Raw genomic sequence first — 17,791 nt, forward strand, 5'->3', positions numbered from 1 at the left:
GGATCCCCTCCAGGGTGTCGAGCGGTGGTGGTGGGTGCGGTCGGGCGGGTGGTTCAGCGGCGCGGGGCCTGGTACAGCTCGGGCCTGCGATCGTCCAGGTAGGACTGTTGCTCGCGGGCCCGGGCGATGGCGCCCGGGTCGACGTCGCCGATGAGGAGTTCCTCGTCGGCTCCGGCCCGGAGCGTCTCGGACCCGTCGGGCGCGATGAGGGCGCTCAGCCCCGCGTAGCGCAGGTCGCCCTCGGTGTCGCAGCGGTTCACGTACGCCAGGTGGATCTGGTTCTCCAACGCCCGCACCGGGACGATCCGGTTCGGCACGTCGAGGAAGGGGCGCATGAGCGCGGTGGGCACGATGAGGAGTTCTGTCCCCGCCAGCGCGTGGGCGCGCACCGGCTCGGGGAACTCCACGTCGTAGCAGACCAGCAGTCCGAGGCGCACCCCGGCGAGGTCGGCCTGGACGACCGGGACGTCGCCCGGTGTGAACGCGGCGCGGTCCAGATCTCCGAACAGGTGGGTCTTGCGGTAGGCCGCCAGGTGGGTGCCGGCACCGTCGACGAGGCGGACGGTGTTGTACACCGCGTCTCCGTCGCGCTCGGGAAATCCGTGGACGATGGCGACGCCGGTGTCGGCGGCGATCTCCGAGACGGCCTGGGCGAGCGGCCCGTCGACGGCCTCGGCGAGACGGCCGACGTCGTCGCCGATGTTGTAGCCGGTCAGCGACATCTCCGGGCCGATGAGCAGGTCCGCTCCCGCGGCGGCGGCGGTGCGGGCCCGGTCGGCCAGACGGCGCAGGGCGTGGGCGGTGTCGCCGCTGTGCCCGGTGCCCTGGTCCAGGGCCGCGCGCAGGGTCCGCGGTGCCATCGCTCCTCCGTCCGGTCCGTCGTCGTCATCGCTGGTGGGGGTGGCTTTCGGGCCGGGTCCACTCTAGGTGGCGAACCCCGTCCGAAGTGTGCGCCACGGATGCGATGCTTTGCGTCTTCTTGTCATTTCGTGGTGTTTCATTGCGCCTTCGCGCACGTTCACGCTGAAAGCGTGCTTTTCGCCATCCTCACCTCGAACACGACGAAGGGGACCGGACATCCCGGCCCCCTTCGTGGGTGTGCTCACATCAGGAACGGACCTCGACGGCGTCGTCGGTCTCCAGCTCGGAGCGCTTCATGCTGTATCCGAAGTAGATCGCCAGGCCGACGACCAGCCACGCGCCGAACGCCACCCACACGCTGACGCCCATGCTGGCCATCATGTAGGCGCAGGCCAGCACGCCCAGGATCGGGGTGACCGGCGCCCCGGGCACCCGGAAGGCGCGGGGCAGGTCCGGGCGGTTGCGGCGCAGGACCAGCACCGCCACGTTCACCAGGGCGAACGCGAACAGGGTGCCGATGGCGGTGGCGTCGGCGAGCGGGCCCAGCGGGATGAACGCGGCCAGGACGGCGATGAGCACGGAGGTGATGATCGTGTTCAGGCGCGGGGTGCCGTTGGCGTCGACCTTGGAGAACGCCTTGGGGATGAGGCCGTCGCGCGACATCACGAAGAGGATGCGGGTCTGGCTGTAGAGGACGACCAGGACGACGCTGGCCAGGGCGAGCACGGCGCCGGCGGCGAAGATGACCGCCCAGACCGGGGTGCCGGTGACCTTGGTGAGGATGCCCGCCAGGGAGGTCTCGCCGTCGGCGAAGTCGGTCCAGTTGAGGGCGCCGACCGCGGTGAAGGCCACCAGGCAGTAGATGGCGGTCACCAGGATCATGGAGAACATGATCGCGCGGGGCAGGTCGCGCTGCGGGTTCTTGGCCTCCTCGCTGGCGGTGGAGACCGAGTCGAACCCGATGTAGGAGAAGAACAGGGTCGCGCCGGCGGCGCTGACACCCGCCATGCCCATGGGCATGAAGGGGGCGAAGTTGCCGTCCTGGACCGCGGTGATGGCGATGGCCACGAACATCACCAGGATGGCGATCTTGATGGTGACCATGACGGCGTTGACGCGGCTGCTCTCGCGCACCCCGGCGAGCAGGGCGAACATCGACAGCAGGACGACGATGGCGGCGGGCAGGTTGACGAGCCCGCCCTCCAGCGGCCCGGCCAGGACCGCGCCCGGCAGGGACAGGCCGGTGGTCAGGTACAGGAGCTCGTTGATGTACTGACCCCAGCCGACGCCCACGGCCGCGACGGAGACGCCGTAGGTGAGCATCAGACACCAGCCGCAGATCCACGCCATGAACTCGCCGATGGTGGCGTAGCTGTAGGAGTAGGCGGAGCCGGAGGCCGGGATCATGCCGGCCATCTCGGCGTAGGCCAGCGCGGAGAACAGCGCGGTGATACCGGCGAGGACGAACGAGATGATGACGGCGGGACCGGCGACGGGCACGGCCTCACCGAGGACGACGAAGATACCCGTGCCCAGTGTCGCGCCGATGCCGATCATGGACAGCTGCCAGAAGCCCATGTGCCGGTGCAGCCCGGCGCCTCCGACGCCTTCGGTCTCGGCGACGAGCTTCTCGACCGGCTTGCGCCTGGTCAGGCGCTCCCGAAGCGCGGGCGCACCGCCCGGGCGCGCGGATGCCCCGGGGGCACCCGCGGGGGTCTTCTGATCGACCACGTGTCACTCCTCGTTTCTGACGCGAGCACACCGCTCCCGGGTCCGGGCACGCCAGGGTGCCCCGGGTGGGGTGCGGTGTGGGGGGAGGGCTGTTCGGTTCGTACCTGTAACGCACCGAAAACGCCCTCAGCAACGGTAGCCGCGTTACCTGGGTAACATGACCCACATTCATTGCGTCTATCCGGAATCCACGCGATGAACGTGCGTTCTCGCGCAAGAAAACGCACATCAACGTGAGAGACGTCACATCAGTTCACGCTATGTGACCACACTCATGTGACCTGCGTGTATACAGAAAACACGCCTTACCGATCCCGACCCCGCCGACGGCGGCGATCGCCGGTCCGAGCACCACCGGGATCGCGGTCCGCCACGGCACCGGGGTGGCCGGCGTGGAACGACCGATCCCGAAGGCGCTCTTCGCTCGTGCGGACCCCGGGGAGGATGTCGCCGGCCTCCGTGGTCAGTGCCTCCGGGAGGTGGGCCCGTCGCCGGCGGGGGCGGTGCACAGCTGGGCGCTCAGAGTGGACAGGGCCCAGTCCTGCCACTGGTCCGGCGACCAGCCGCGATCGCGCACGAAGAGCAGGTACAGCTGCGGGCTGAGCAGGCCGAAGAGCAGGTCCGCGGCCATCGCGACGGTGATGTCGGGGCGCAGGCCCGGCTTGTCGGCCAGGGCCCGTGCCGCGGCGTGCTGCACGGTGTAGCGCGGTTCCTCGCCGTCGGGCCACTGGGCGGCGATCTCGGGATCGGTGGCCGAGGCCGCCGCGATGAGCGGCATGACCGGCGCGACCCGCTCCAGGACCCGCCGGGTGCCGTGAACGTGTGCGCGCAACTGTCCGGCCGCGGTGGGCTCGGCGCACGCGGAGCGGAACCACTCCCGGTCCATGGTGGCGACCGGCTCGGTGTCCCCGGCGATGGAGGCGTCGACGACGTCCTTGAACAGGGTGCGCTTGTTGCGGAAGACGTAGTAGACGGTCTGGACGGCCACGCCGGCCCGGTCCGCGACCTCTTGGAGGTTGGTCGCCCCGTACCCCCGTTCGATGAACAGCTCCCGCGCGGCCTCGATGATCCTCTCGCGGGTACGGCGCGCACGCTCGGCCCGCTTGTCCGGCTTCTTGACTGTGTCCACACCCCGAGCCTATAACTAGATACCAACACTAGTGATCAACTCTAAATACTTGGAGGATCGATGGACGAGGCACGGACGAGCCCGCGACCGGAGGGCGTGCGGACGCGTACCGAGATCGAACAGGAGCGCGCCCAGCGCGACTACCTGGAGGCCTTCTACCGCGAGGGCCCGCCGCCGTGGGACACGGGCGTGACCCCGCCCGAGCTGGTGGCCCTGGTGGAGGGCGACGGCGCGCTGCCGGCGGGGCGGGCCCTCGAACTGGGTTTCGGCACCGGGACCAACGCCGTGTACCTGGCCCGGCACGGCTGGGACGTGGTGGGGGTGGACCTGGTCGAGCGCGCGGTCGAGACGGCCCGCGTGAAGGCCGCGGAGGCGGGTGTGACGCCGCGGCTGCTGCACGCCGACGCCACCCGGCTCGACGAGGTGGACGCCTCCGGTCCGTTCGACCTGTTCTTCGATCTGAGCTGCCTGTGCGGCATCCCACCGCACCGGCGCGACGCCTACGCCGCCGGGCTCACCCGCCGCGCGGCGCCCGGTGCGCTGTTGCTGATGTTCGGGTACGGCCCCGGCGCCTTCGACGACCCGACGGCGGGGGTGAGCGCCGAGGAGCTGAGCACGAGGTTCTCCGGCTGGGAGCTGGTCGACACCACCCCCGGCACCAACCCCGTGCCCACCTTCTGGTTCACCCTGCGGCGCGACTGAGGGCGCGGCCCCGTCAGGGCCTACGGCCGCTCAGGATCGGGAGGCGGCCCCGAGGATCGACGTCCCCGCCCCGCACGACGGGCGGGACCCGGTCAAGCACCGCTTTCCGGGGTCTCGGAGGGCTCCTGCGGCGGGGCCGCCTCCAGCGCGGCCGTCAGCGCCCGCCAGTCCGAGGAGCGGGACGGCCACCGCCGTGCCGGGGTGGGGGTGCGGGTCCCGTCGGCCGCCACGTGGACGACGCGGCCGTTCTCGACCGCGAAGCGTTCGCCCGGTGCGGCCGTGACGCCTTCGGCGAGCCTGCCCCGTTGACCCGGGGCGGAGAGGATGGACCTTCCGCTGCCGGGCCGGTGATCGACCCGGAAGTAGACCCTGCGCCACTGCACGACGCCCAGGACGATGAAGACCGGACCGAGGAACACCAGGGGTGAGAAGAGACCCAGGCCGACCGCCCACAGGCCGAGCAGGGTGCTGAGCACTCCGAAGGTCAGGATCGCGCCGCCGATGACGGGGGTGAGGCGCACTTCGTGTCGGATCATGGGTGTGAGCGCTCCTGAACGGGGGGACTCCAGGACGTCGGCACCTCCACCATGCTCCTCGCGGACGGGGTGTTCAAGGGGTGCGAGCGAGGGTTCTCGGCGTGTTCCCGGAAATCGGCCTCCCCTGGTCGCCCTCCCGTGGACCGACCGTGCGGGTTCCGAGAAACGCGAACGGCCGTGTCCCCGGGACGGGGACGCGGCCGTGCGGAACGCGGATGCGGTGGTCAGCCGGCGACGGCGACGGTGGGCTCCCCCGGCCCGACCCCCGCCTCACCCATCTCCTCGGCGATGCGCATCGCCTCCTCGATCAACGTCTCCACGATCTTGGACTCGGGCACCGTCTTGATCACCTCGCCCTTGACGAAGATCTGCCCCTTACCGTTACCCGAGGCCACACCCAGATCCGCCTCACGCGCCTCACCCGGACCATTGACCACACACCCCATCACCGCCACCCGCAACGGCACCTCCAACCCCTCCAGACCCGCACTCACCTCCTCCGCCAACGTGTACACGTCCACCTGCGCCCGCCCACAACTGGGACAGGACACGATCTCCAACCCCCGCTCGCGCAACCCCAACGACTCCAGGATCTGCGCACCCACCTTGACCTCCTCCACCGGCGGCGCCGACAACGACACCCGGATCGTGTCCCCGATCCCCTCCGAGAGCAACGCCCCGAACGCCACCGCCGACTTGATCGTCCCCTGGAACGCCGGCCCCGCCTCGGTCACCCCCAGATGCAACGGGTAATCACACGCCGACGCCAACTGCCGATAGGCGTTGACCATCACCACCGGATCGTTGTGCTTGACCGAGATCTTGATGTCACCGAACCCGTGCTCCTCGAACAACGAGCACTCCCACAACGCCGACTCCACCAACGCCTCCGGCGTGGCCTTGCCGTACTTGGCCAACAAACGCCGGTCCAGGGACCCGGCGTTGACCCCGATCCGGATCGGGGTCCCCGCCTCACCCGCGGCCTTGGCGATCTCGGCGACCTTGTCGTCGAACCTCTTGATGTTGCCCGGGTTCACCCGCACCGCCGCACACCCGGCATCGATGGCCTGGAACACGTACTTGGGCTGGAAGTGGATATCGGCGATCACCGGGATCTGCGACTTCCTCGCGATCACCGCCAACGCGTCGGCGTCCTCGTTGGTGGGCACCGCCACCCGCACGATCTGACAACCCGACGCGGTCAACTCCGCGATCTGCTGCAAGGTCGCGTTGACGTCGGAGGTACGGGTGGTGGTCATGGACTGCACGGACACCGGCGCGTCCCCGCCCACGGGCACGTTCCCGACCATGATCTGCCGGGTCTTGCGCCGCGTCGCCAACGGGCGCGGCGGAGTGGCGGGAATGCCGAGATCGACGGTCGTCACGCTTGATTCACCTCGTCTGCCGCCGGAGGGAGGGGCGGCACTTGGAATTTCGTCCGGTTTCGGAAAGGCGCCCGGCGCGATGCGTGGACGCTGTGCGCGGAGCCGCGACCGGGTTCGACGCCTGTTCGGGGCGGTCGTGCGGGACGTACCGCCGTTCCCGGATCGCGCACCCAGATTACCCGCACCCCGGGGGGTGCCCCGCATCACACGGAGCACCCCGCCTGGTGCGCGGTCAGCCGAACAGACGAACCGGGTTGAAGAGGTCGGCGATGAGCAGGAGCACGCTGAACGCCAGGAAACAGGCCACAACGATGTAGGCGACCGGGGTCAGCATGGCCACGTCCACCGGGGCGGGTTCGGGCCTGCGGGTGAGCTTGGCCCAGCCGCGTTTGATCCACTCCCAGAGCGCCCCGGCCATGTGCCCGCCGTCCAGCGGCAGGATCGGCAACAGGTTGAAGGCGAACAGGAAGAGGTTCACCCCGGCCAGGATCTGGAGCATGATCGAGGCGGTGTCGGCGATGGGCAGGCCCTGGGCCATGATCTCGCCGCCGATGCGGGAGATGCCGACGATGCCGACCGGGGAGTCGGCGGTGCGCTCCTCCCCCAGGAACGCGGCGGCGAACACTCCGGGAACCTTCGACGGCAGGGCGATGAGCGCCTCGCCGACGCCGAGCATCATCGCGCCCATCTCCCCCGCCGACTCGGCGAGGGTGAGCGGGGCGCGCTCGGTGGCGAACATGATGCCCAGGAAACCGACCGTCTCCATGCGGTAGACGGGGAAGCCCCGGTCGTCGACGATCTCGTCGCCGTCGGCGTCGGTCTCGTAGATGAAGTCGCCGTCGGCGGTGCGGGCCGGCAGCTCGTTCTCGATGATGGCGACGGTGTGGGCGACGCGTTCGCCGTCGCGCTCCACCACGATCTCGGTGGGGCCGAGCGAGGAACGGATGAGCTGGTTGGCGTCGTTCCACCCGGGGGTGGGCTCACCGTCGATCTCGACGATGACGTCACCGGGGCGCAGGCCGGCCTCGGCGGCCGGGGTGGGCGGCAACCCCTCGCAGGAGTCCACCTCGCTCTCGATCTCGGCCGAGACGACGCACTCGTTGACCACCCCGATCTGGGTGGTCTGCTGGGGGACGCCGATGCCCATGAAGAGCACACCGAGCAGGATCGCCGCCAGGATCACGTTCATGCCGGGTCCGGCGAACATGACGATGAGGCGCTTCCAGGGGGCGCGCTGGTAGAACTGGCGGTCCCGGTCCTCGGGGGCGAGTTCGACGTAGGAGGCCTCACGGGCGTCCTCGGCCATGGCCCGCCAGCGGGACATCCTGCGGGTGGAGCCGTCCGCGGACGCACGGGCGGGCGGCATCATCCCGACCATGCGGACGTAGCCGCCCAGGGGGACGGCTTTGAGCCCGTACTCGGTCTCACCGCGGCGGAAGGACCACAGGGTCTTCCCGAACCCGACCATGTACTCGGTGCACTTGATGCCGAACATCTTGGCGGTGCCGAGGTGACCGAGCTCGTGCCAGGCGATCGAGAACAGCAGTCCCAGTACGAACAGGACGATCCCGACCACGGTCAGCAGCAGGACCATGCATCTCTCCCTACACCGATGTCAGGCCCGGCGTGCGACCAACTCGCGCGCTCGGGTACGGGCCCAGCCGTCAGCGGCGTACACGTCGTCCAGGGTGAGCCCCCTCGATCCGTGGGACGCCGCACCGGGGTGCTCCGTTCGCTGATGCTCCGAGACTACCCGCGCCACGGTGTCCAGGATGGCCGGAAACGCGAGGTTCCCCTTGAGGAAGGCGTCGACGGCCTCCTCGTTGGCCGCGTTGTACACGGCGGGGGCGGTCCCACCCGCCTCGCCGACCTCGCAGGCCAGCCGGACGGCCGGGAAGGCCTCGTGGTCCAGTGGCTCGAAGGTCCAGCTCTGCGCCTTGGTCCAGTCCATGCCGGGGGCCGCGTCGGGGATCCGGTCGGGGGCGCTCATGCCGTAGGCGATGGGGATCATCATGCTGGGCGGGCTGGCCTTGGCGATGGTGGAACCGTCCACGTACTCGACCATCGAGTGCACGATCGACTGCGGGTGCACGACGACGTCGATGCGGTCGAAGGGGATGTCGAACAGCAGGTTGGCCTCGATCACCTCCAGGCCCTTGTTGACCAGGGTCGCGGAGTTGACGGTGATGACCGGGCCCATGCTCCAGGTGGGGTGGTCGAGCGCGTCGGCGGGGGTGACGCGCTCCAGGTCCTCGCGTCGGCGGCCTCGGAAGGGACCGCCGCTGGCGGTGACGACGAGGCGGCGCACCTCGTCTCGACGGGCGACCACGTGCCCTTGGGCGAGGCTGCGCAGTCCGTCCTCGGGCAGGTGGGGGAAGCACTGGGCGATGGCGAAGTGCTCGGAGTCGACGGGGACGATCTGGCCGGGGCGGGCCAGGTCGCGGACCAGGGGCCCGCCGATGATGAGGGACTCCTTGTTGGCCAGGGCCAGGGTGGTGCCGGCGCGCAGCGCGGCGAGGGTGGATTCCAGGCCCAGGGCCCCCGTGATGCCGTTGAGGACGACGTCGCAGGGGTCCGAGGCGAGTTCGGCGACGCCCTCGGGGCCGACCAGCACGGTGGCGTGGGAGTCGTGTTCGGCCAGGGCACGGCGGAGTTCGGCGGCCTTGGCCGGGTCGGCGACGGCCACTCGTGGGACGTCGAATTCGGTGACCTGCTTGGCGAGCAGGTCCAACCGGCCGCCGCCGGCGGCCAGCCCGACGACGCGGAAGCGCTCGGGGTTGCGGTGGACGATGTCCAGGGCCTGGGTTCCGATGGAGCCGGTGGACCCGAGGAGGATCACGGTTCGCTGCTGTTCTTCTCGCACCCGCCCATTCTCGCGCAATCGGCGTGTTCCCGCCGGGGGCTGTGGACGACCGGGTCCGGGAGTGAGATCACGGGTTCACGGGGGCTTTACAAGAGAGCACCCCTGACTTAACTTAACTCGTGGGTAAGTTACCTCACAGTCACGTGAGATCCCCATCACCGATACCCACCCGGATGAGGCCCGCCCCGCCCGGATCCCCCGTTCGCCGCCGGATCGACCGAAGCGTCACCGGCGCCCCACCCCGATGGAATCGACGGCGCGACGACCCATCGGAGCCTCCCCCGCCCCTCCTCCCCCGAGGTTCCCGCCACATGCGCCCTGTCAGAGAGATCCCCCGTTCCGCTCCATCCTCCCGGCGTCGAACGGCGCCCTTCCGGCTGCTCGCGGCCCTGGTGGCGAGCGTGCTCGCCGCCGTCCTGCTGACGCCCGCCCCGGCGTCCGCCGCGATCGGCGCCGACATCCGGTACGCGACCATCACCAGTCACGACGGCACGAGGTTGAAGGCCAAGGTCATCACCCCCACCGGGGTCGAGGGCCCGCACCCCCTCCTGGTCATGCCCTCCGCCTGGGCCACCCCGCACCTGCTCTACGTCGGAGCCGGCGCCCGACTGGCCCACGAGTCCGGTTACCAGGTCGTCACCTACAGCTCGCGCGGCTTCTGGGACTCCGGCGGCGGCATCGAGGTCGCCGGCCCGCAGGACCGGGCCGACGCGAGCGCGGTCATCGACTGGGCGCTGGAGAACACCGACGCCGACCCCGACCGCATCGGCATGGCGGGCATCTCCTACGGCGGCGGCATCAGCCTGCTCACCGCCGCCGAGGACGACCGGGTCAAGGCGGTGGCCTCCCTCAGCGGCTGGGCCGACCTGGCCGAGTCCCTGTACCCCGGCCACACCGTCGACGTGCAGTCCGCCGAGCTGCTGCTGGGCGCGGCCACCCTGACCGGCCGCAAGGGCGAGACCCTCACCGCCGTGGAGCGGGCCTACCGGCGCGGGGACATCCAGCCCGCCCTGGACATGGCCCCGGACCGGTCGGCGGCGACCAAGGTGGACCGGATCAACGCCAACGGCACCGCGGTGATGATGGCCCACGGGTGGAACGACGGCATGTTCCCGGTCGGGCACATCACCGACTTCTACGGTGAGCTGACCGGCCCCAAGCGGCTCATGCTCGCTCCGGGCGACCACGCCACCCAGGAACTCTTCGGCGCGGCCGGCCTTCCCGACGAGGTCTGGGCGGGGGTCGGCGACTGGTTCGATCACCACCTCAAGGGCGAGGACAACGGCGTGGACACCGCCGACCCGGTGATGGTCAAGCCCAACAACGGTCGCGGAGCCTGGACCTCGCACCAGGACTGGGAGTCGGTGACGGGCGACAGGCGGACCTACCACCTGGGCAGGCCGAGCACCGACCGGCTGCGCTGGCAGAGCAGCGGCGCGATGGGGACCGAGCCCTCCACCGGGTGGAGCTACGGGATGCGCACGGGGATCGGGACCACCGCACAGAGCGGGACCGTGTTGTTGAGCGGCGCCCTCCAGCAGTTCTTCGACGTGCCCACCGGCGTCCTGCTGCCCACCATCGACCGCTACCGGGCGGCCGTGTGGACGAGCCCAGCCCATCCGAACGGGGTGCGGGTGGCCGGTACGCCGGAGGCGACCTTCACGTTCACCCCCACGGCGAAGAAGCAGTCGGTGTACGTGTACCTGTACGCGGTCGACTCCCACGGAAAGGGCGCGCTGCTCTCGCACGCCCCCTACACACTGCGCGACGCCACCCCGGGCTCTCCCGTGACCGTGACGACCGAGCTGTGGCCCGTGGTGTGGGACGTGCCGGCCGGGCACCGGCTGGCCGTCGTGGTGGACACCCGGGACCTGCGCTACGGCAGTGAGAGCACGGTCGGGAACCGGGTGACGGTGACCTCTCCCGAGGCGGAGCCGACCAGGGTGGTCATCCCGATCGCCTGACGGGGCCGCCGGCCCTCGGGGATCCGATGCCGTGGCCGACGGGGCGGCGTGCCCGCCCCGACCGGTTCCGATCGGTCGGGACCGGTGAAGGCCACCGACGAAGCCCCGGACGTACGAAAAGAGCACGAACGGAAACCCTCCGGGAGCCGGTCCGGAACCCGGCGACCGAGACCGGCGGCGCGGCGCGCCACTCCCGCGACGCGACGCGATCGCCTCGGCCGCCTCCGATGTGGACCCCACGTCGGAGGCGGCCGTCCCCGTCTTCCCGAAAAACTCTCGACACAAACTCAAAGTAGTCATGGAGTTACCCGGAGTGTGCAAGGATCGGACCATGAGCTCGTCCACCGCGCACAAACTCCTCGCCCCCCTGGCCGCGGCCGCCATCGCCCTCGGGGGGCTCGTCGTCCTCGACCGGCTGCCCGAATCAGCCCGGGCCGAGACCGTCCCCGAACGCCTCCATGAGACGCACGCGGAGCCGACCGAAACGGACGGGGTGGTGCGGCAGAGCGCCGCGGTCACCGAGGAACAACACCGGGCCATCCTGTCCTACTGGACCGCCGAGCGCATGGCCGCCGCCCGGCCCATCACCGACCTGCTCGGGCACCTGACCGACCTCCCGAACGCGGAGGAGATGCTCCCCGGGATCGGGGCCGAGCACCAGGCGGCACCCCGCGACGACAGCACCGGAGCGCGGTGGACCGCCGGCGGCCAGGTCGTGCGCACCACCGGCAAGGTGTTCCTGACCATGGACGGCCGCGACTTCACCTGTTCGGCGTCGGTGGTGGACTCCACCAACCGCAGCACCGTGGTCACCGCCGGGCACTGCGCCAAGGACGGCAGGGGATCGTGGGCGCGCAACTGGACGTTCGTCCCCGGAGCCACCGACGGCTCCGCCCCGCACGGCCGCTACACCGCCCGGGACCTGCTGGTGTCACCCGAGTGGTCCAGGCGGGCCGACGACAGCTACGACTTCGCGATGGTGGTGCTCAACACCGAGAGCGGCCGGACCGTGCAGGACCGGGTGGGCTCGCAGCGGATCTCCTTCGGCGCCTGGACCGAGGCCGGGGTCCGCGAGGGGGTGCAGATCTACTCGTTCGGCTACCCGGCGGCCTCCCCGTACGACGGCCGCGAACTGCACTACTGTTCGGGCCGCACCCGCCCGGACACCGGCGGCACCACGGCCAACGGGATGGCCTGCCGCATGACCCAGGGGTCCAGCGGCGGTCCGTGGATGGTCGGCTTCGACTCCACGACCGGCCGGGGCACGGTCGCGTCGGTGGTGAGCTTCAAGTACGCCAATGATCGCCGGACCCAGTACGGGCCCCGGTTCGGCGCGGAGGCGCGCAACGTCTACGACCGCGCCGCCCGGCTCTAGCCCGTCGTCCGACCTCGCCCCGGGGCCGCGAACCCCTCCCCGACGCCCCGCCCGTTCCGCGGAAGGTCCCCCGACGAACGCACGGCCGCCGGCCGCGCCCGCCCCGTCGACCCCCACCGCCCTCGCCGGGCGGCGGACGGTCGACGGTCCTCCCTCTCCCCTTAACCCCGGCCCGGCCTCGCCCCGGACCGGAGCGGTCACAGGGTGATGCCGGTGAGCACCATGACCCGCTCGTAGGTCAGGTCGGTCATCGCGGCGCGCACGCCCTCACGGCCCACGCCCGAACCCTTGACCCCGCCGTAGGGCATCTGGTCGGCGCGGAACGTGGGCACGTCGCCGATGATCACGCCGCCCACCTCCAGCTCGCGCTGGGCCCGGAACGCGGTGGGCAGGTCGCGGGTGAACACGCCCGCCTGGAGACCGAAGTCGCTGTCGTTGACCGCGGCGAAGGCGGCGTCGGTGTCGGCGACCCGCTGGATCACCAGCACCGGGCCGAACACCTCCTGACGCACCACCCGGCTGTCGGCGGGGGCGTCGACGATCACCGTCGGGGCCACGGTGACCCCGTCGCGCGTCCCGCCGGTGAGCACCCGGGCCCCGCCGGCGACGGCCTCCTCCACCCACTCCTGCACGCGGATCGCGGCGGCCTCGTTCACCAGGGGACCCACGTCGGTGCCCGCGTCGGCGGGGTCGCCGGTGCCCAGCGCCTCCACCTTCTCGACCAGGCGCGCCACGAACTCGTCGTGGACGGCGTCGGTGACGACGACCCGCTGCACGCCGATGCACACCTGGCCAGCCTGGTTGTTGCCGAACAGGGCGATGCGCCCGGCCGCCCATTCCAGGTCGGCGTCGTCGAGCACCACGGCCGCGGCGTTGCCGCCCAGTTCGAGGGTGACGTGCTTGTGCGGGACCCGCTTGCGGATCTCCCAGCCGAACGCGCCGCCGGTGAAGGAGATGACCGGGACGCGCTCGTCGTCGATGAGGCGGCCGGCCAGGTCGTTGGGCATCGGCAGCACCGACACCAGACCGGCGGGCAGGTCGGTCTCGGCGATGATCTCGCCCAGCAGCAGCGCGGTCATCGGCGTGGCCGGGGCCGGCTTGAGGACGATGGGGGCGCCGACCGCGATCGCCGGGGCGATCTTGTGGGCGACCAGGTTCAGCGGGAAGTTGAACGGGGAGATGCCGAGCACGGGACCGTGCGGGACCCGTCGGATCAGGGCGATCCGGCCGGTGGCTCCGGGGTCGGTGTCCAGTCGCTGGAGCTCACCGCTGTCGCGGCGGGCCTCCTCGGCGGCCCAGCGGAACACGGACACGGCGCGGGCGGCCTCGACACGGGCCCACTTGATGGGTTTGCCGCTCTCGGCGGTGATCGTCCGCGCGATCTCCTCGGCGCGTTCGCCGATGCGGCGGGAGATGTGGTCGAGGGCGGCGGCCTTGGCGTGCGCGGGCAGGGCGGCGGCCTCGGCGGCGACCGCGCGGGCCGCGTCGACGGCCTGCTCGACCTGGTCGGCGGAGGGCACGGAGACCCGGCCCGCGACCTCGCCGGTGTAGGGGTTGACGACGGTGAGTTCGCTGTCGCCGGTCGCGGCGGTGCCGGCCAGCCAGAACGGGAGCGTGGACATGTGAGGGACGCTAGTGCCCGCATCCCGTGTTCGCCTTGTCCGTAATTGCCAGGTCGCCGTACCGGATTGGCCGCAATGGAGCATGCCGACGGGGCTCCCCACCATCGGCCGCACGCCCCGCACCTCCCGTACGGCAGGCCGTCCCGTGGGAGTCCTGCTCCATCCGGACCGTCCGGCGGGTGACGGGGAGGCGCCGTCCGGGTCGGGCGGGATGCCACCCTCCGCCCGCGGGCCCGAGCCCCTGTCGGCTCGGTCGCGGCACCACCCGACGGCGTCGGCCCGGCCGCGTCGCGTCCCGCCCGACGCGCGCTCGCGCACACGGGCGGAGGGCACCGAGATTCCCCGGACGGATGGCGGGTACACCCTGGGCAACCTGTCCCCGTGAAGACCACTTTCGGTCGACCGACTGGCGCTGAAGTGTTCCTTCGTACACAGTGGTGGTGAGGACCCCACCGGCGCGTTCGAGCCGGGTCCTCGGGTCCGCCGCCGCCGACGGAAGCCCGGGAGTGCCCATTGCCGCTCGTCTACCGCACGCTCATCGCAGTCCCGGAGGATCATGGGGATCCCATCGCCACCGCGTCGACCGTCCTGTCCCGATGGTTGAGCAAGCGGGGGAACTCGGGAGCGCGGGTGGACTTCGGCTCCTCCGGCCGATACGAGCTGAGCAACCGGTCACGGGCCCTGGTGGTGCGGCACGACAACCCCGAGGAGGGACTCTCCTTCCTCCGACTGACCACCGAATCCGACAAACCCGACGGGATATGGCGGACGGCCGTCACCGTGGTCGTCGACCCCGAGCTGTCGCCCTGGCGGTACCTGTGGCTGGACATGACGGTCGAGGCCGGGGGCGCCACCGAGCAGCCCCGGCTCGACATCATGCCGCCCGAGGCGGCCCGCATGCTGCTGGACGCGCTGCCCGCGCACGACGGGACCCACCGGGTCCCCTCGGGCCCGGTCATCGTGCGCGGCCGTGACGACGCCCTCATGGACGTGCTGGTCTCGGCGATCCGCGACCCCGAACGCCGGCTCGCCGTCCTGGCCACCGGATCCCCCGGGGACGTCACCGTCGCCGACTGGCGCACCGCCATGGCCGCGACCCTGTCCCGATGCACCGGGATGTGCACGGTGTACGTACTGGACTCCGCCGCCCAGGACCGGATCGTGGACCTGCTCCCGTCGGGCATGGACATCCCCGCGGGAGGGGTGCGCACCTTCTTACCGGGGATCGAGGGCGATCCGTCCCGGCACCCGAGGATGAGCTCGACCACCCTGGACACCGCCCGCGAAGGGGAGCGCATCCGCAACTGGGTGGGGGCCGCGCTGTCCCGCCGGGTCCGGGAGAACGCCCTGGAGATCGCGCTGCCCGACCCGCTCCCGGCGGTGGACGCCCTGCTCTCGGAGGAGACCGAGGACCTGCGCACGGCCCCGAGCCCGCGGACCGCCGTCTCCCCGGGCGTGAGCACGCGCCCTCCGACCTCCGGCCCCGACCCCTCGTCGGCCGCCGGGATCGCCGCCCTCCAGGAGCGCGAGGCCCTCGAACTCCAGGTGCAGCGGTTGAGGGACGAGATCACCCGGTTGAACGACCGGATCGGCGAACTCTCCGAGGAACGAAGGGAACTGCTCGCCGAGACCACCGACCTCACCGAGGAACTCGACGAGACCCACGGGCAGGTGCGCGCCGCCCGTTACGAGGTCCGGTGGCTGCGCGAACAGGCGCGCGTGGCCGGACAGTTCCGGCTGGCCGCCGCGCCCGCTCCCCGGGATCCGGCGCACCGCCCGCCCCGGAGCGTGTCCGAGCTGCTGGAGCGGATCACCGACGACACCGCGCTCCCGCACCTGTTCTTCACCATCGAGGACCAGACGGTCTACGAGCTCTCCGACAGCCGCAAGGAGTCGCTGTGGGTCACCCGGGCCTGGGAGGCCCTGCTCGCCCTCAACGACTACGCCCGCTACCAGTTCGACAACCCCGACCGAGGACTCGGGTTCCACTCGTACCTGAAGGAGAACCCGGACGGGTACCAGGTCATCCCGGTCAAACGGCTGGCGTCGCAGGAGTCCGACCACGTCCGCAACAGGGGCAAGCTGAACGAGAAACGGATCTTCCGGGTGCCCGAGGACGTCGACCCCCACGGGCGGGTGCCCATGTACGCGCACATCAAGCTGGACATCGAGTACGGCATCTGTCCGCGGCTGTACTTCTACCCCCACCTGGGTCCGGGGACCACCAACCGGGTGTACGTCGGTTACCTGGGCCGTCATCTGCCGGTGCAGCAGTCCAACTGACCGCGCGTACCCTGGGGCCGTGATGGGAACGAGCATCGGGGCCGTCGAGGTGTTGGCGGAGCGGGAATGGCGCGCGCGGGCGCGCCGCCACGAGGAGCGGGTGGACGCGTTGACCGCCGACCACCTGCGGCGTCGCCGTGAGGGCGTGCGCCATCCCGTCGAGGACTTCCTGTTCACCTACTACAACTTCAAGCCGGCCCGGTTGCGACGCTGGCACCCGGGCGCGGGCACGGTCCTGACCGGCGAGGGCGCCCGGGAGCTGCTGTCGGAGCGGTTCACGGTCGAGACCCCCGAGGGGGTCGGCCTGGACGTCGAGGCGTTCCTGGCGGCCCGACCCGTGGTCGACTTCGTGGAGCGGTTGTTGTCGGCGGTCGCCGACCGGCCCGCCCACCTGGGCTGTTTCGGGTTGCACGAGTGGGCGATGGTGTACCGGGCCGGTGAGGTGCGCCACGGGCAGGTGCCGTTGCGGCTCGGACACGAGGGGACCGACCGGGTCGTGGAGTCGCACCGGATCCGGTGCTCGCACTTCGACGCGTTCCGGTTCTTCACCGAGGACGCGCGACCGCTCAACACGTTGCGGCCGACCAGGGAGGCTCAGGTCGACCTGGACCAGCCGGGGTGCCTGCACGCGGGCATGGACCTGTACAAGTGGGCGTACAAACTGTCCCCGGCGGTGCCCTCGGAGCTGGTGGTGGACTGCTTCGAGCTGGCCCGGGAGATCAGGGAGCTGGACATGCGGGCCTCGCCCTACGACCTGCGGGCGTGGGGGTACGAGCCGGTGCGCATCGAGACCGCCGACGGCAAGGCCGCGTACATGAGCGCCCAGGAGGGGTTCGCCGGACGCGGCGCCGTGTTGCGGGAGCGGCTGCTCGGGGTGTGCCGGCTGTTGCGGGAGAACGCGACGTCAGGACGGTAGGGCGCAGGAAGCGCTCCCGCCGGGCAGGCGGTACCGGTTGGCGGCCACCCAGTGGTAGGCGCGGCGGTTGATCGCGCGCAGCAGCGGCAGCCGCATGAGCCGGCCCACGGGACGCACCAGCGGGCGGGCGTGCACGAGGACCTCGGCGACGGCGTCGCCACCGCGGAACCGGCGACCGTCCGGGTAGACCACCCAGGCGGCCTCGTCGGTCTGCTCGGGGGTGAGCCCCACCGAGTCGAGGTCGAAGTCCTGCCAGGCGACGAACTCCGTACGCGAGCGCAGACGGTCCCGCGCGAAGGCGACGGCCCGTTTGCAGAAGCCGCAGTCGTCGTCGTACAAGAACGTTCCCATACCGCGGGCCTACCCGGGACGGGGACGGTCAAGCGGGATACACGAGAGGGGTGCGCCACTGTCGTGGCGCACC

14 protein-coding genes are annotated in these 17,791 nt (G+C 71.2%); 5 read left to right on the forward strand and 9 right to left on the reverse strand.

Annotated features, from left to right (window positions below):
• Nucleotides 1-53 precede the first annotated feature (53 nt).
• The 3 genes from RM479_RS25450 to RM479_RS25460 form a co-directional block, all read right to left on the reverse strand.
• A complete protein-coding gene (locus RM479_RS25450) occupies nt 54-860 on the reverse strand; it encodes a carbon-nitrogen hydrolase family protein (RefSeq protein WP_311514229.1) in 807 nt (268 codons plus the stop codon).
• A gap of 247 nt (nt 861-1,107) precedes the next feature.
• A complete protein-coding gene (locus tag RM479_RS25455) occupies nt 1,108-2,592 on the reverse strand; it encodes an amino acid permease (protein ID WP_311514230.1) in 1,485 nt (494 codons plus the stop codon).
• Nucleotides 2,593-3,055: 463 nt separating this feature from the next.
• Complete coding sequence (locus RM479_RS25460; RefSeq protein WP_311514231.1) at nt 3,056-3,721, reverse strand: TetR/AcrR family transcriptional regulator; 666 nt, start codon at nt 3,719-3,721, stop codon at nt 3,056-3,058.
• A 60-nt stretch (nt 3,722-3,781) separates the two neighbouring features.
• Here RM479_RS25460 and RM479_RS25465 point away from each other — a divergent pair, with 60 nt between their 5' ends.
• Nucleotides 3,782-4,423, forward strand: a complete 642-nt coding sequence (locus RM479_RS25465) for a class I SAM-dependent methyltransferase (RefSeq protein ID WP_311514232.1) — start codon at nt 3,782-3,784, stop codon at nt 4,421-4,423.
• A gap of 92 nt (nt 4,424-4,515) precedes the next feature.
• On the opposite strand, the gene RM479_RS25470 is transcribed toward RM479_RS25465, so the two are convergent.
• The 4 genes from RM479_RS25470 to dxr form a co-directional block, all read right to left on the reverse strand.
• Complete coding sequence (locus RM479_RS25470) at nt 4,516-4,959, reverse strand: hypothetical protein (protein ID WP_311514233.1); 444 nt, start codon at nt 4,957-4,959, stop codon at nt 4,516-4,518.
• 224 nt (nt 4,960-5,183) lie between these two features.
• Nucleotides 5,184-6,344, reverse strand: a complete 1,161-nt coding sequence (ispG, locus tag RM479_RS25475) for a flavodoxin-dependent (E)-4-hydroxy-3-methylbut-2-enyl-diphosphate synthase (RefSeq protein WP_311514234.1) — start codon at nt 6,342-6,344, stop codon at nt 5,184-5,186.
• Nucleotides 6,345-6,576: 232 nt separating this feature from the next.
• Entirely contained in the window at nt 6,577-7,938 is a 1,362-nt protein-coding gene (locus RM479_RS25480; RefSeq protein ID WP_311514235.1) for a M50 family metallopeptidase, read from the reverse strand.
• Between the two features lie 21 nt (nt 7,939-7,959).
• Nucleotides 7,960-9,180, reverse strand: coding sequence for a 1-deoxy-D-xylulose-5-phosphate reductoisomerase (dxr, locus tag RM479_RS25485; protein WP_311514244.1), 1,221 nt, complete (start codon nt 9,178-9,180; stop codon nt 7,960-7,962).
• A gap of 338 nt (nt 9,181-9,518) precedes the next feature.
• On the opposite strand from dxr, the gene RM479_RS25490 reads away from it, so the two are divergent.
• Nucleotides 9,519-11,171 carry a CocE/NonD family hydrolase gene (locus RM479_RS25490; RefSeq protein WP_311514236.1) on the forward strand — a complete coding sequence of 551 codons (1,653 nt, stop codon included), beginning with the start codon at nt 9,519-9,521 and terminating at the stop codon, nt 11,169-11,171.
• 331 nt (nt 11,172-11,502) lie between these two features.
• Nucleotides 11,503-12,546 carry a trypsin-like serine peptidase gene (locus RM479_RS25495; protein ID WP_311514237.1) on the forward strand — a complete coding sequence of 348 codons (1,044 nt, stop codon included), beginning with the start codon at nt 11,503-11,505 and terminating at the stop codon, nt 12,544-12,546.
• A 197-nt stretch (nt 12,547-12,743) separates the two neighbouring features.
• Here RM479_RS25495 and RM479_RS25500 read toward each other — a convergent pair whose 3' ends face one another.
• The gene (locus tag RM479_RS25500; protein ID WP_311514238.1) at nt 12,744-14,168 is read right to left on the reverse strand and encodes an aldehyde dehydrogenase family protein; all 1,425 of its coding nucleotides are present in this window, start codon (nt 14,166-14,168) and stop codon (nt 12,744-12,746) included.
• 513 nt (nt 14,169-14,681) lie between these two features.
• On the opposite strand from RM479_RS25500, the gene RM479_RS25505 reads away from it, so the two are divergent.
• Together RM479_RS25505 and RM479_RS25510 are read left to right on the forward strand one after the other, a co-directional pair.
• A complete protein-coding gene (locus RM479_RS25505) occupies nt 14,682-16,451 on the forward strand; it encodes a hypothetical protein (protein WP_311514239.1) in 1,770 nt (589 codons plus the stop codon).
• Between the two features lie 22 nt (nt 16,452-16,473).
• Nucleotides 16,474-17,367: a 3-methyladenine DNA glycosylase gene (locus RM479_RS25510; RefSeq protein ID WP_311514245.1), complete on the forward strand. Its 894-nt coding sequence runs from the start codon at nt 16,474-16,476 to the stop codon at nt 17,365-17,367.
• Here the strand turns inward: RM479_RS25510 and RM479_RS25515 are convergent.
• On the reverse strand, nt 17,356-17,718 hold the full coding sequence (locus RM479_RS25515) for a thiol-disulfide oxidoreductase DCC family protein (protein WP_311514240.1): 363 nt from the start codon (nt 17,716-17,718) through the stop codon (nt 17,356-17,358). The genes RM479_RS25510 and RM479_RS25515 overlap by 12 nt on opposite strands.
• Nucleotides 17,719-17,791: the final 73 nt, after the last annotated feature.

The sequence above is a fragment of the Nocardiopsis lambiniae genome, from assembly GCF_031845465.1.
In the GTDB taxonomy this organism is placed as follows: domain Bacteria; phylum Actinomycetota; class Actinomycetes; order Streptosporangiales; family Streptosporangiaceae; genus Nocardiopsis; species Nocardiopsis lambiniae.

What these genes read in the sequence shown, in the direction of transcription:
- RM479_RS25450 (WP_311514229.1), bottom strand. Translation starts at nt 860, where the DNA reads ATGGCACCGCGGACCCTGCGCGCGGCCCTGGACCAGGGCACCGGGCAC.
- RM479_RS25465 (WP_311514232.1), top strand. Translation starts at nt 3,782, where the DNA reads ATGGACGAGGCACGGACGAGCCCGCGACCGGAGGGCGTGCGGACGCGT.
- RM479_RS25470 (WP_311514233.1), bottom strand. Translation starts at nt 4,959, where the DNA reads ATGATCCGACACGAAGTGCGCCTCACCCCCGTCATCGGCGGCGCGATC.
- RM479_RS25480 (WP_311514235.1), bottom strand. Translation starts at nt 7,938, where the DNA reads ATGGTCCTGCTGCTGACCGTGGTCGGGATCGTCCTGTTCGTACTGGGA.
- RM479_RS25490 (WP_311514236.1), top strand. Translation starts at nt 9,519, where the DNA reads ATGCGCCCTGTCAGAGAGATCCCCCGTTCCGCTCCATCCTCCCGGCGT.
- RM479_RS25495 (WP_311514237.1), top strand. Translation starts at nt 11,503, where the DNA reads ATGAGCTCGTCCACCGCGCACAAACTCCTCGCCCCCCTGGCCGCGGCC.
- RM479_RS25500 (WP_311514238.1), bottom strand. Translation starts at nt 14,168, where the DNA reads ATGTCCACGCTCCCGTTCTGGCTGGCCGGCACCGCCGCGACCGGCGAC.
- RM479_RS25510 (WP_311514245.1), top strand. Translation starts at nt 16,474, where the DNA reads ATGGGAACGAGCATCGGGGCCGTCGAGGTGTTGGCGGAGCGGGAATGG.
- RM479_RS25515 (WP_311514240.1), bottom strand. Translation starts at nt 17,718, where the DNA reads ATGGGAACGTTCTTGTACGACGACGACTGCGGCTTCTGCAAACGGGCC.